At 73.5% G+C, this 12,516-nt stretch carries 12 protein-coding genes; 8 read left to right on the plus strand and 4 right to left on the minus strand.

What is annotated here, in order from left to right; translation table 11 throughout:
• Window positions 1-10: 10 nt before the first annotated feature.
• Both ACE1OA_RS23785 and fasR read right to left on the minus strand, forming a co-directional pair.
• Complete coding sequence (locus ACE1OA_RS23785) at window positions 11-928, minus strand: ACP S-malonyltransferase (protein WP_432753339.1); 918 nt, start codon at window positions 926-928, stop codon at window positions 11-13.
• Window positions 929-1,017: 89 nt separating this feature from the next.
• A complete protein-coding gene (fasR, locus tag ACE1OA_RS23790; RefSeq protein WP_356598448.1) occupies window positions 1,018-2,199 on the minus strand; it encodes a fatty acid biosynthesis transcriptional regulator FasR in 1,182 nt (393 codons plus the stop codon).
• A gap of 142 nt (window positions 2,200-2,341) precedes the next feature.
• On the opposite strand from fasR, the gene ACE1OA_RS23795 reads away from it, so the two are divergent.
• Window positions 2,342-2,998 carry a pirin family protein gene (locus ACE1OA_RS23795; protein WP_384867561.1) on the plus strand — a complete coding sequence of 219 codons (657 nt, stop codon included), beginning with the start codon at window positions 2,342-2,344 and terminating at the stop codon, window positions 2,996-2,998.
• A 34-nt stretch (window positions 2,999-3,032) separates the two neighbouring features.
• Here the strand turns inward: ACE1OA_RS23795 and ACE1OA_RS23800 are convergent, their stop codons facing one another.
• Window positions 3,033-4,217, minus strand: coding sequence for a L,D-transpeptidase (locus tag ACE1OA_RS23800; RefSeq protein WP_384867563.1), 1,185 nt, complete (start codon window positions 4,215-4,217; stop codon window positions 3,033-3,035).
• 206 nt (window positions 4,218-4,423) lie between these two features.
• Here ACE1OA_RS23800 and ACE1OA_RS23805 point away from each other — a divergent pair, with 206 nt between their 5' ends.
• The 5 genes from ACE1OA_RS23805 to ACE1OA_RS23825 all read left to right on the plus strand — a co-directional run bounded on the left by ACE1OA_RS23805 (window position 4,424) and on the right by ACE1OA_RS23825 (window position 10,155).
• Window positions 4,424-5,599 (plus strand): lipid II:glycine glycyltransferase FemX, encoded by a 1,176-nt coding sequence (locus tag ACE1OA_RS23805; RefSeq protein WP_432753340.1) that lies wholly within the window; start codon window positions 4,424-4,426, stop codon window positions 5,597-5,599.
• Window positions 5,596-7,245, plus strand: coding sequence for a murein biosynthesis integral membrane protein MurJ (gene murJ / locus ACE1OA_RS23810; protein ID WP_432753341.1), 1,650 nt, complete (start codon window positions 5,596-5,598; stop codon window positions 7,243-7,245). Before ACE1OA_RS23805 ends, murJ begins: the two co-directional genes overlap by 4 nt.
• A 128-nt stretch (window positions 7,246-7,373) precedes the next feature.
• Window positions 7,374-8,057, plus strand: a complete 684-nt coding sequence (locus tag ACE1OA_RS23815; protein WP_384867426.1) for a response regulator — start codon at window positions 7,374-7,376, stop codon at window positions 8,055-8,057.
• Window positions 8,054-9,523, plus strand: a complete 1,470-nt coding sequence (locus ACE1OA_RS23820) for a sensor histidine kinase (RefSeq protein WP_356598439.1) — start codon at window positions 8,054-8,056, stop codon at window positions 9,521-9,523. The genes ACE1OA_RS23815 and ACE1OA_RS23820 overlap by 4 nt, the downstream gene beginning before the upstream one ends.
• On the plus strand, window positions 9,520-10,155 hold the full coding sequence (locus ACE1OA_RS23825; protein WP_356773978.1) for a hypothetical protein: 636 nt from the start codon (window positions 9,520-9,522) through the stop codon (window positions 10,153-10,155). Before ACE1OA_RS23820 ends, ACE1OA_RS23825 begins: the two co-directional genes overlap by 4 nt.
• A 28-nt stretch (window positions 10,156-10,183) precedes the next feature.
• Here ACE1OA_RS23825 and ACE1OA_RS23830 read toward each other — a convergent pair whose 3' ends face one another.
• Window positions 10,184-10,999, minus strand: coding sequence for a serine hydrolase domain-containing protein (locus tag ACE1OA_RS23830; RefSeq protein WP_432753342.1), 816 nt, complete (start codon window positions 10,997-10,999; stop codon window positions 10,184-10,186).
• 69 nt (window positions 11,000-11,068) lie between these two features.
• Between ACE1OA_RS23830 and ACE1OA_RS23835 the strand changes: the two genes are divergently transcribed.
• Window positions 11,069-11,473: a MerR family transcriptional regulator gene (locus tag ACE1OA_RS23835; protein WP_356598433.1), complete on the plus strand. Its 405-nt coding sequence runs from the start codon at window positions 11,069-11,071 to the stop codon at window positions 11,471-11,473.
• A gap of 4 nt (window positions 11,474-11,477) precedes the next feature.
• Window positions 11,478-12,488 carry an aldo/keto reductase gene (locus tag ACE1OA_RS23840; RefSeq protein WP_356598431.1) on the plus strand — a complete coding sequence of 337 codons (1,011 nt, stop codon included), beginning with the start codon at window positions 11,478-11,480 and terminating at the stop codon, window positions 12,486-12,488.
• Window positions 12,489-12,516 lie beyond the last annotated feature (28 nt).

A 12,516-nucleotide genomic window follows, 5' to 3' on the forward strand; every position in this document is an offset into this window, starting at 1 on the left:
ACACTCCTTGTCAGGCTGCGGTGTGCTCGGCGACAAGCGTGCGGGCCGCGTCGAGGTCGTCGGGGGTCTTGAGGGCGACCGTGGCGACGCCCGGCAGGGCGCGCTTGGCCAGCCCGGTCAGGGTGCCGCCGGGGCACACCTCGATCAGGGCGGTGGCGCCCAGTGCCTTGAAGGTCTCCATGCACAGGTCCCAGCGGACCGGGTTCGCGACCTGGCCGACGAGGCGCGAGACGACCTCGGCGCCGGTGGCGACGGTCCGGCCGTCCTTGTTGGAGACGTAGGTGACCGACGGGTCGGCGACGGTCAGCTCGCCGGCCGCGGCCTCGAGCTTCGCGACCGCGGGGGCCATGTGGTGGGTGTGGAACGCGCCCGCCACCTTGAGGGGCACGACGCGGCGCACACCCTCGGGCTTGTCGGCCTCCAGGGCGGCCAGCTGCTCCAGCGTGCCGGCGGCCACGATCTGGCCGGCGCCGTTCACGTTGGCCGGGGTCAGGCCGAGCTTCTCCAGATGCGGGACGGTCACCTCGGGGTCGCCGCCGAGCAGCGCCGACATGCCGGTCTCGGTGATCGCGGCGGCCTCGGCCATCGCCAGACCACGGTTCCGTACGAGGCGCAGCGCGGCGGTGTCGTCGAGGACACCGGCGAAGGCGGCGGCGGTGATCTCACCGACGCTGTGGCCCGCGACGGCGCCGGGGGCCAGGTCACCGAGAGCGGCGGCCGACAGCAGACCGGCGGCCACCAGCAGCGGCTGGGCCACGGCGGTGTCGCGGATCTCGTCCGCGTCGGCCTTCGTGCCGTAGTGGGCGAGGTCGAGCCCGATCGCGTCGGACCAGGCCGCGATGCGGTCGGCGGCGCCGGGCAGTTCGAGCCAGGGAGTCAGGAAGCCGGGCGTCTGAGCGCCTTGGCCGGGAGCGACGAGTACGAGCACCCTCACACTCTCTCTTGTGGACGGTCCGGTGCGCCCGTGGGGACAGGGACGAAGAACCGTCGGGGGAATTGTTGGTGTTCGACAAAAGTCTAGGACTGCGGATCACCGTCGGCCAAGCGCCCCAGGATGAGGGCGATTCGCAGCGTGAACGCGGATCGGACATCGGAGGGTGACCAGCCGGTGACATCTGTCACACGTCGGAGCCGGTAGCGCACGGTGTTGGGATGGACGAACAACATCCGGGCGGCGCCTTCGAGGCTGCTCGCCTGCTCCAGATAGACACTCAGCGTCTCCAGGAGGGCCGAGCCCGCTTCCTCCAGCGGTCTGTAGATCTCCTCCACCAGCTGTTCGCGGGCCGAAGGGTCGGAGGCGATCGCGCGCTCCGGCAGCAGATCGTCCGCGAGAACCGGCCGCGGGGCGTCCTGCCAGGCCGAGCACGCCTTGAGGCCGGCGGCGGCGGCCTGTGCCGAGCGGGTCGCGGCGAGCAGGTCGGGGACGACGGGTCCGGCGACGACGGGCCCGGCCGCGTACGGCCCGATCAGGGCCTTCGCGACCTGGAGGGGGTTGTCGTTGCCGCCGGCGATCACCACGAGCCGGTCGCCGAGGACGCCGGTGAGGACCTGCAGCTTGGCGTGCCGGGCGGCGCGGCGGATCGCCTCGACGGTCAGCTCGCTGTCGCCGTCGGGGGCCGTGCCGAGGACGACGCAGACGTGGTCGGGGGAGTTCCAGCCGAGGGCGGCGGCCCGTGAGACCGCGCCCTCGTCCGCCTCCCCGGACAGGACCGCGTTGACCACCAGCGACTCCAGCCGCGCGTCCCACGCGCCGCGTGCCTCGGCGGCCTGGGCGTAGACCTGGGCGGTCGCGAACGCGATCTCGCGGGCGTAGACCAGGAGCGCCTCGCGCAGGATCGACTCGTCGCCGGGTGCGGCGACCTCGTCGATCGCCACCTCCATGACCTCGATGGTGGTGCGGACCATCTCGACGGTCTGCCGCAGCGTGATGGCCCGGGTCAGCTCCCGCGGCGCGGTCCCGAAGACGTCCGTGGAGATCGCCTGGGGGGTCTCCGGGTGCCGGAACCACTCGGTGAACGCGGCGATGCCGGCCTGGGCCACCAGACCGATCCACGACCGGTTCTCGGGCGGCATCGCCCGGTACCACGGCAGCGTCTCGTCCATGCGGGCAATGGCGTCGGCGGCGAGCCGCCCGGAGGACTGTTCGAGGCGCTTCAGGGTGGCGGTGTGCGGGTGAGCGGCGTTCGCGGGTTCAGACACGGGGACAAGACTGCCTTATCGGGACGGCGCCGTGCGGGGTCGGGGCGGTTTCGCCGGCCCGGGTCCGGCGGGCCCGGCGGGTCCGCCGTCCCGCCGGGGACGGGCCCGCGCCCCGGCCGGACCCCGTACCGTGGCCACCGTGATTCGCATCCAGCGCGCCGGCGACCGATACCCGGGGGGCGATCCCGATGCCGGGATCGAGACCCGGCACGCCTTCTCCTTCGGCGGTCACTACGACCCCGACAACCTCCGTTTCGGCGCGGTCCTCGCCTGCAACGAGGAGCGGCTCGCCCCCGGCGCCGGCTTCGCCGAGCACCCGCACAGCCACACCGAGATCGTCACCTGGGTCGTCGAGGGCGAGCTGACCCACCACGACTCGGCGGGCCACACCACCGTCGTCCGCCCCGGGGACGTGCAGCGCCTCAGCTCCGCCGGGGGCGTGCGGCACGAGGAGCGCAACGACGCGGACGTGCCGCTGGTCTTCGTCCAGATGTGGCTGGCGCCGCTGGAACCGGGCGGCGAGCCCTCGTACGAGATCGTCCGCGGCATCGCCGACTCCACGCCGTACGCGCTCCCGGAGGCGGCCTCGATGCTGCACGTCCGGCGCCTGACGGCGGGCGAACGGACGGCGGTCCCGGACGCCGGCCTCGTGTACGCGCACGTCGTGCGCGGCACCGTCCGCCTCGACGGCGAGGAACTCGGCCCCGGCGACGCGGCCCGGGTGACGGGAGCCGCGGGCCTCGCCCTGCTGGCCACCGCCGACGCCGAGGTCCTGCTGTGGGAGATGCGGGAACGCTGACCCGGGGCGCGGGGCCGGCGTGCTCACGCGGGCGTCAGTTCGCCAGCGCGCTCTTCGAACGCCACTTCTCCCAGCTCACGTTCCACGCCCCGTAGCCGTTGCCCTCGGCCACCGTGCCCTTGGTCTCCGCGCCCTTGATCTCGAAGGGGTCGCCCACCTTCACCATGGCGTAGAAGGCGGCGGCGTTCTCGGTGCTCATGCCGATACAGCCCGAACTGTGGTTCGCCCGGCCGAAGTAGGCCGCGTTCCACGGCGCCGCGTGCGCGTACATGCCCGACCAGGTCAGCCGCATCGAGTAGTCGACCATCTTGTCGTAGGCGTCGCCGAGCCCGACCGTCTCCGAGTTCATGTTGATCGTGCCCTCCTTCGCCATCAGCACCGCGGTGCCCCGCCAGGACCGCTTGTCCCCGCCGGGCGTGCCGCCCGAGACGGGGATGGTGCGCACCGCGCGCCCGTTCTTCTCCACGGTGAGCCGGTGGGCGTCCAGGTCGACCCTGACCACCTGCGCGTCGCCGACGGTGAAGCCGGTCCGGTAGTCGCGGACGAACCAGCTCCCGCCCGAGTCCGTCCCGTTCAGCCGGGCGTCGAGCGTCACCCGGGTTCCCGGCTTCCAGTACACCTGGGGCCGCCAGTCCGCCCGGTCCCGGCCCGAGTAGTCCTTCACCCAGCCCCAGGAGCCGACCGTGCCGTTCGAGGTGGTGACCTTGAGCTCCTTCTCCACCTCCGCCTTGTTCGTCACCGGCCGGTCGAACACGATCGACAGAGGCTGCCCGATCCCGACCGTCGTGTTCTTCCCCGGTGCCAGCGTCAGCTTGTTGACCAGCGAGGCCTTCTTCGTCGTGAACGACGACCGGGTCGTCGTCTCCTTCCCGCCGGCGCTGCGCGTCGTCGCCTCGACCGTGTACGAGGCACCCGGCACCGCCTTGCGGTCCGAGACCCACGACGCCCCGCCGGCCTCGGTGCGCCCCGCGAGCACCGCGCCGTCCTCGTCGGCCACCTTCACGGACGTCAGCGTTCCGTCCTTCGCCGTCACGGTCACCGGCCGCCCAGCCGCCGGGGACACGACGCTCACCTTCACCGGACGGTCCGCCGCGCCACCGGGCTTCGCGTCCTGCCCCTCCCGGGGCGCGCCCACCGCACCGGCCGTGCAGGCGGTGAGGGAGACGCTGAGGGCGACGGCCGCGAGTACCGGGCGTATGCGGGTGCGGACGGGATACACGGGAACCACGGAAGCCTCCGGAAAAGTGTGGGATGTTCCGGACTCTAGGTCGCCGCCCCGCCCCGGACACCCGCCCCGGCCCATGTGACGACGGCTATGGCGGAACGGTCATCGTCCGGTCACATTCGACGCGCGGACCGGTCAAAGTCGGCTGTGAGCATCCTGTGCGCCCCCCGAACGAGGGGCGGAACAAGGAGGCTCCCGTTGTGTCAGCGCTGCTCGTGACGGCCGCACCCACCGTGCGGGATACGCGACTTCGGATCGTCACCCCCGAGGTGTACCGCACCTTCCTGACCTCCCGCTCCACCGGCGCGGACGGCCCCAGCTTCCTCCAACTCCCCTCCTGGGTAAAGGTGAAGGACGGCTGGCAGCACCAGCTCGTCGGCTGGGACGGGGAGTCGGGGGAGCCGGCCGGAGTCGCCCTCGTCCTGCTGCGGCCCTTCCCCGGCACCCGCAAGTTCTTCGCGTACCTCCCCGAGGGGCCCGTCGCCGACTGGTCCGCACCGGACCTCGACGGCTGGCTCACCCCGCTGCTGCGGCATCTGCGGACCGCCGGCGCCTTCGCCGTGCGCATCGGCCCCACTCCCGCCTTCCGCCGCTGGGACGCCGCCACCCTCAAGGCGGGCACCGGGCCCGGCCGGAAGCTGGCCGACGTCCTCGCCAGCGAGGTCGACCCGCTCGGCACCGCCGTCGCCGAACGGCTGCGGGCCCGCGGCTGGCGCCGCTGCGGCGGCGACTCCGAGGACGGCGCCGACGCGCAGCCCCGCTTCGTGTACCAGGTCCCGCTCGCCGGGCGCACCACCGACGACCTCTGGAACGGCCTCAACCAGGAATGGCGGCGCAACGTCCGGAAGGCCCGCAAGTCCGGGGTCGAGACCGTCGTCGGCTCGGCCGCCGACCTGCCGGAGTTCTACCGGCTGCTGAGGATCACCGAGGAGCGCGACGGGTTCCGCCTCGGCCGCTCGCTCGCCTACTACCAGCGCCAGTACGAGGTCCTCAACGCCGAGCACCCGGGCCGCATGAAGCTCTACCTCGCCCGCCACGAGGGCGAGATCCTCGCCGCCCACACCATGATCACCGTCGGCGGCCGGGTCTGGTACCAGACCGGCGCCTCCGCCGACCACCGCCGCGAGGTCCGCCCCTCCAACGCCCTGCAGTGGCGGATGATGCTCGACGCCCACGCGCACGGCGCGGCCGTCTACGACATGCGCGGGATACCCTCCACTCTCGATCCGGGCGACCGCGCCCACGGCCTGCTGCGCTGGAAGCTGGGCACGGGCGGGCAGGCCGTCGAGACACTGGGGGAGTGGGAGACACCGTTGAACGGCACGACCAACCACGCGCTGTACCGGGCCTTCCAGGCCTACCTGGCCCGACGATGACGGCGACCGCCCTCGCGCCCGCGAAGACCGGCTCCTCCGTGCTGCGCAGCGGCGCGCTCATGGCCGCCGGCTCCCTCGTCTCGCGCGCCACCGGATTCGTACGCTCCGCCGTCGTCGCGGCGGCCCTCGGCGTCGGACTCGTCTCCGACGGGTACGCGGTCGGCAACTCCGTGCCCACGATCGTCTACATGCTGCTCCTGGGCGGAGCCCTCAACGCCGTCTTCGTCCCCGAACTGGTCAAGGCGGCAAAGGAACACGAGGACGGCGGCGCCGCCTACACCGACCGGCTGCTGACCGTGTGCGTGCTGGCCCTGCTGGCCCTCACGGCCGGCGCCGTCCTCGCGGCGCCCGCGATCGTCGACGCCTACACCGACTACACCGGCGCGCAGGAGTCGACGACCGTGGCGTTCGCCCGGTACTGCCTGCCGCAGATCTTCTTCCTCGGACTCTTCACGCTGCTGGGCCAGGTCCTCAACGCGCGCGGCCGGTTCGGCGCGATGATGTGGACGCCGGTCCTCAACAACCTCGTCGTCATCGCGGTGTTCGCGCTCTACCTGGTGACCGCCACGACCGGCGGCGGCGCGCTCACCGCGGGCGAGACCGCCCTGCTCGGCTGGGGCACCACGGCGGGCATCGCGCTCCAGGCCCTGGCCCTCGCACCGTCCCTGCGCGCGGCCGGATTCCGCTGGCGCCCGCGCTTCGACTGGCGCGGCAGCGGGCTGACGGCGCCCCTGCGCTCCGCCGGCTGGCTGGTGCTGCTGGTCCTCACCAACCAGGCCGCCTACTGGGTGACGACCCGGCTCGCGACGGCGGCGGGACAACGGGCGGGAGCCGGCGACGGCGCCGGGGGCTTCGGCTTCGCCGCGTACAACAACGCCTACCTGCTCTGGGCCGTGCCGCACGGCATCGTCACCGTGTCCCTGGTGACCGCACTGCTGCCCCGCATGAGCGGCTCGGCGGCCGACGGCGACCTGGCGGGCGTGCGGCGGGACGTCTCGTACGCGCTGCGGACGAGCGCGGCGGGCATCGTGCCGGCCGCCTGCGCCCTGTTCGCACTGGCCGCGCCGCTGATGGCGACGGTGTTCCAGTACGGCAGGACGGACGCCGACGACGTCCGGGCGATGGCCTGGATCCTGATGGCCTTCGCCCCCGGCCTGATCGCGCTGTCGGGCCAGTACGTCTGCACCCGCGCCTTTTACGCCCTGCGGGACACCCGCACCCCCTTCTTCCTGAACCTGGTGATCGCCGGACTCAACGCCGGCCTGTCGGTGACCGCGTACACGCTGCTCCCGGCGCACTGGGCGGTGGCGGGCATGGCCGCCGGATACTCGACCGCCCTGTGGGCGGGCTGGGCGCTGACGGCCTGGGCCCTCGCCCGGCGGCTGGGAACCGGCACGGAGCGGACGCACCCCCGCGCCCTGCCCGCGCTGGCCCGCCTGCTGGCCGCGGCCGTCCCGGCGGCCGGGGCGGGACTGCTCGTCGCCGACGCGGTCGGCCCCGCGGGAGCGGTCGCCGCGGACGCGGCCGGCGCCCTGGCCGTCCTCGGGGTCTTCGCCCTGCTGGCCCGCCCGTTGCGGCTCACCGAGCTGCAGGCCCTGCTGACGGGCGCGACCGGCCGGCTGCGCCGCCTCGCCCGCCGCCCCTGACCCGAACCTCCCCGCCGTCCGTCCCGTACCGCGCCCCCCGCCGTCCACCGCACCGGCCGCAGCCGCGAGCGGTTCCGTCCGCCCTCCCCACGGGGAGGGCGCTCGCACACTCTTGGGATACTCGCCAGATGCCTCGCGTGCTCCTCATAGAAGACGACCCCTCGGTACGCGAAGGGGTCGAACTCGGCCTGCGGCGGCGGGGACACGAGGTGCGGGCCGCCGCCACCGGAGAGGCGGGTCTCACCGCCCTCGGCGAGTTCCGCCCCGACCTCGTGCTGCTCGACCTGATGCTGCCCGGCATGAACGGCGTGCAGGTCTGCCGCCGGGTCCGGGAGAGCAGCCAGCTGCCGATCATCATGCTCACCGCCCGCGGCGACGACTTCGACGTGGTCGTCGGCCTGGAGGCCGGTGCCGACGACTACATCGTCAAGCCCGCCCGCACCGAGGTCATCGAGGCCCGCATCCGCGCCGTGCTGCGCCGGATCGAGGAGCCCGGCGGCGGACGGCCCGCCATCGAGTTCCACGGCGACCTCGCCGTCGACCGGGCCGGGCTCACCGTCGCCAAGTCCGGGGAACGGCTGGCCCTCGCCCCCTCCGAACTCAAGCTGCTGCTCCACCTGACCGCGGCCCCCGAGCAGGTCTTCAGCCGCCAGCAGCTCCTCGAACACGTCTGGGAGCACAGCTACCACGGCGACGCCCGGCTGGTCGACGCCTGCGTCCGCCGCCTCCGCAACAAGATCGAGGACGCCCCCGGGACCCCCCGCTACATCCAGACGCTGCGCGGCTTCGGCTACCGGTTCGGACCGCTGTGAGGCGCGCCCCGCGCGAGCGCACCGGCCCGCCCGCCCGCCGCTGGTGGGCCCGGCCCTTCGGACTGCGGACCCGGCTCGTTCTCGCCTTCCTCCTCGTCGCCGCCGTCGGCTGCGGCACCACCGCCGCCCTCACCTACCGGGCCGCCCGCAACGCCATCCTCGAACAGACCCAGAACACCGCGGTCTCCGCCTTCCGCGACGAGATCGGCCGGCTCGAGACCCCGCTCCCCGTCGACCGGACCGCGCTCTCCGTCCAGTTGCAGCGGATCGCCCGGCTGGGCAAGCCCCGGCCCTGGATGGTCTACGCCGAGTACGGCAGCGTCCGGGTCTCCTCCGCCCAGCGTCCGACGTCCACCGTCATCACCCCCGAACTGCGCGCCCGCGCCCAGGGCACCCCGCACGGCAGCTTCCAGCGGGTGCTGCGGGGAGGCACCCCGTACCTCACCATCGCCGTCCCCGCCGTCTTCCAGCCGTCCCCCCGCGTCACCGCGTTCCACCGCACCGGCCTGGTGTTCTACGCCGTCCTCGAACTCGACGAGGAGGAGGCCAACATCGAGGCGATGGTCACCGCGGCCCGCGACGGCGCCCTGCCCGCGCTGCTCGTCGCGCTCGTGCCGGCCCTCCTCGCCGCCCGCAGTGTCCTGCGCCCCGTACGCGACCTGCGCCGGGCCGCGCACAGCATGGGGCGCGGCGAGCTCGACACCCGCATCCAGGCCCGCGGCACCGACGAACTCGCCGACCTGGCACGCACCTTCAACGAGTCCGCGGCAGCACTGGAGAGCTCCGTGGCCGAACTGCGCGGCGCCGAGGCACGCGCCCGCCGGTTCGCCTCCGACGTCTCGCACGAACTGCGCACCCCGCTCGCCGGGATGCTGGCGGTCACCGAGGTCCTCGACGAGGACGCGGAAGGGCTCGACTCCGACACGGCCCGGGCCGTGCGCCTCATCAGCGCCGAGACCGGCAGGCTCGCCGACCTCGTCGAGGACCTCATGGAGATCTCCCGCTTCGACGCCCGGGCCGCCGAACTCCACACGGACGAGGTCGACGTGGCCGACTCGATCCGCAAGACCCTGCAGAGCCGCCGCTGGACCGACGCCGACACGATCGACACGGACCTCCCGTCCGGCATCCGCGCGCGCCTCGACCCGCGCCGCTTCGACGTGATCGTCGCCAACCTGGTCGGCAACGCGCTGCGGCACGGCCGCCCGCCCGTCACGGTCCGCCTCTCGACCGAGGGGCCGTGGCTGGTCACGGAGGTCGCCGACCACGGCCCGGGCATCCACGAGGACGTTCTGCCCCATGTCTTCGACCGTTTCTTCAAGGCCGATCCGGCCCGTACCCGCTCGTCCGGCAGCGGCCTCGGGCTGGCCATCACCCTGGAGAACACGCGGCTGCACGGCGGCACCGTCGAGGCGGCCAACCGGCCCGGCGGCGGAGCCGTCTTCACTCTGAGGATCCCGCTGTGAACCCCGGACGGACCCTGACCGCCGCGGCCGCGCTGGCGCTGGCCGCCGTGCTCGGCGGCTGCGGCATACAGAAGAGCGACGTGGTCGAGGCCGGCGACGCGGCGACGATCGCAGTCCAGCCGTCCCCGTCGTCCCGGCTCCTGTTCTTCTTCGTCGACCGGGACGGCGATCTGGTGCCCGTTGCCCGGCGGGTGGCCCCGCCGGGACCGGAGCAGGGCGTGGCGGACGGCGGCGCCGTCGGCGACGCGGGCGAGGGCTCGCCCGATCCGGGCACCACGGGCGGGGCCGGGCCGACCGCGAACCGGCCGCAGATCGCCACCGAGAAGATCCTCGCCCTGTTCCAGTACGGCCCGACGCCCGAGGAGCGGGCCGCCGGGCTCGACTCCCGGGTCCCGGTGCCGCGCACGGAGAAGCACGGGTTCATCGTGGACCGTCCCGGCGAGGACCCGCACGCGGACGAGGACGGCGTCCTGGAGATCCGGTTGTCGACGCAGCTGCTCGTGCACGACCTGGAGGAGGTCGCCGTCCAGCAGATCGTCTGCACGGCCGCCTACGCCGAGAGCCCGACCGGGCAGGCGCTCGTCACCCTCGTCGGCACCGACGGATCGCTCCCGCCCGCCCACTGCGGCTGAGGCCGCGGGGCGCCCGCCCCCCGCGGGGTCAGCCGCGCAGCTCGGCGAGCACCGCGTCGGTGAACGGCGGCCACGCCTCGACCGCCCACGGCCCGAAGGGCCGGTCGGTCAGGGCCACGCACGCGGCGCCGGCGTCGGGGTCGATCCACAGGAACGTGCCCGACTGGCCGAAGTGCCCGAAGGTGCGCGGCGAGGAGCCGGACCCCGTCCAGTGGGGCGACTTGGAGTCCCTGATCTCGAAACCGAGCCCCCAGTCGTTGGGCCGCTGGTGCCCGTAGCCCGGCAGGATGCCGGTGAGACCGGGGTGGGTGACCGTCATCGCGTCGAGCACGGTCCGCGCGTCGAGCAGCCGCGGCGCCTGCACCTCCGCGGCGAAGCGCACGAGATCGTCGACGGTCGACACCGCGTCCTTCGCGGGCGAGCCGTCCAGCGTCGTCGCGGTCATGCCCAGCGGCTCCAGGACCGCCTGGTGCAGGTAGTCGGCGAAGGGGATGTCCGTCGCCTTGGCGACATGGTCGCCGAGCACCTCGAAGCCGGTGTTGGAGTAGATCCGGCGGGCACCGGGCGCGGACATGACGCGCGGCTCGTCGAAGGCCAGACCCGAGGTGTGGGCCAGCAGGTGGCGGACGGTCGAGCCCTCGGGCCCGGCGGGCTCGTCGAGGTCGATCGCCCCCTCCTCGTACGCGACGAGGACGGCGTAGGCCGCCAGCGGCTTGGTGACCGAGGCCAGCGGGAACCGCTGTCCGGTCGGGCCGTGCGTCCCGGTCACGGTGCCGTCCGCGCGTACGACGGCGGCGGCCGCGGTGGGAACGGGCCAGTTCTCGATCATCGCCAGGCTCTGCATGCACCCGAGCCTACTGGGACGATGAACCTACTTGCTTCGAGTGCACTCCAAGTCCTTAGCGTGGAGGTCATGAGCGTGATCGAGAGCACCACTCCGACCCATCCGAGGCCGGACGGCCAGGACCGCTACACGATCAGCGAGGTGGCCGCCTGGACCGGCCTGACGGCGCACACCCTGCGCTGGTACGAGCGGATCGGGCTGATGCCGCACGTCGACCGCTCGCACACCGGCCAGCGGCGCTTCACCAACCGCGACCTCCAGTGGCTGGCCTTCGTCGGCAAGCTGCGGCTGACCGGGATGCCGGTCGCGTCGATGGTGCGGTACGCGGAGCTGGTGCGGGCAGGCGATCACACCTTCGCCGAACGGCGCGAGCTGCTGGAGACCACACGGCGGGACGTGGTGTCCCGCATGGCAGAGCTCCAGGACACGCTCGCCGTTCTGGACATCAAGATCAGTCACTATGGGGAGGCATGACCCGATGAGCAGGATTCCCACGACCCGGCTGGGCACCGACGGCCCGGAGATCGGTGTCCAGGGCTTCGGTGCCATGGGCATCAGCGAGTTCTACGGCGACACCGACGAGGCCGCGGCCCGCGACACCCTCGACGCGGCCCTGGAGGCCGGCGTCACCCTGATCGACACGGCGGACGTGTACGGGCAGGGCGCCAACGAGCGCTTCCTCGCGCCGTTCGTCGCCGCGCACCGCGACGAGATCACCCTCGCCACCAAGTTCGCCATCGAGCGGCGCCCCGACGACCCCCACTACCGGGGCATCCGCAACGACCCGGCCTACGTACGGCAGGCCGTCGAGGGCAGCCTGCGCCGCCTCGGCGTCGAGACCATCGACCTCTACTACATGCACCGCCGCGACCCGGCCGTGCCGCTCGCCGAATCGGTCGGGGCGATGGCCGAGCTCGTGCGGGAAGGCAAGGTCAGGCACCTGGGCCTGAGCGAGGTGACCGGCGCGGAGCTGCGCGAGGCGTACGCGGTGCACCCGATCGCCGCCCTCCAGTCGGAGTGGTCCCTCTTCTCCCGCGACGTCGAGCGCAGCGCGGTCGGCGCGGCGGCCGAGCTGGGCGTCACCCTCGTGCCGTACTCGCCGCTCGGCCGGGGCTTCCTGACCGGAGCCTTCGCGGACGCCTCCAAGGACCTCTCGGGCGGCGACTTCCGGCGTCACCAACCGCGTTTCACCGGCGAGAACGCGGTGCGCAACGCCGCGCTCCTGGAGCCGGTGCTGAAGATCGCGGCGGCCCACGGCGCGACGGCGGCGCAGGTCGCCCTCGCCTGGGTCCAGCAGCGGTCCGCCGTGCACGGCCTGACCGTCGTCCCGATCCCCGGCACCCGCAAGCGGTCCCGGCTGCTGGAGAACGCGGCGGCGACCCGGATCTCGCTCACGGACGCCGAACTGGCCGCCCTGGAGCCGATCGCCGGCCAGGTGGCTGGCGACCGGTACCCGGACATGAGCTCCACCGCGGCCGCCCGCGAGTAGCTCCCGGGGGCCGACCCCGCCAGGGCCG

Source organism: Streptomyces sp. JL2001 (assembly GCF_050917515.1).
Taxonomy (GTDB): domain Bacteria; phylum Actinomycetota; class Actinomycetes; order Streptomycetales; family Streptomycetaceae; genus Streptomyces.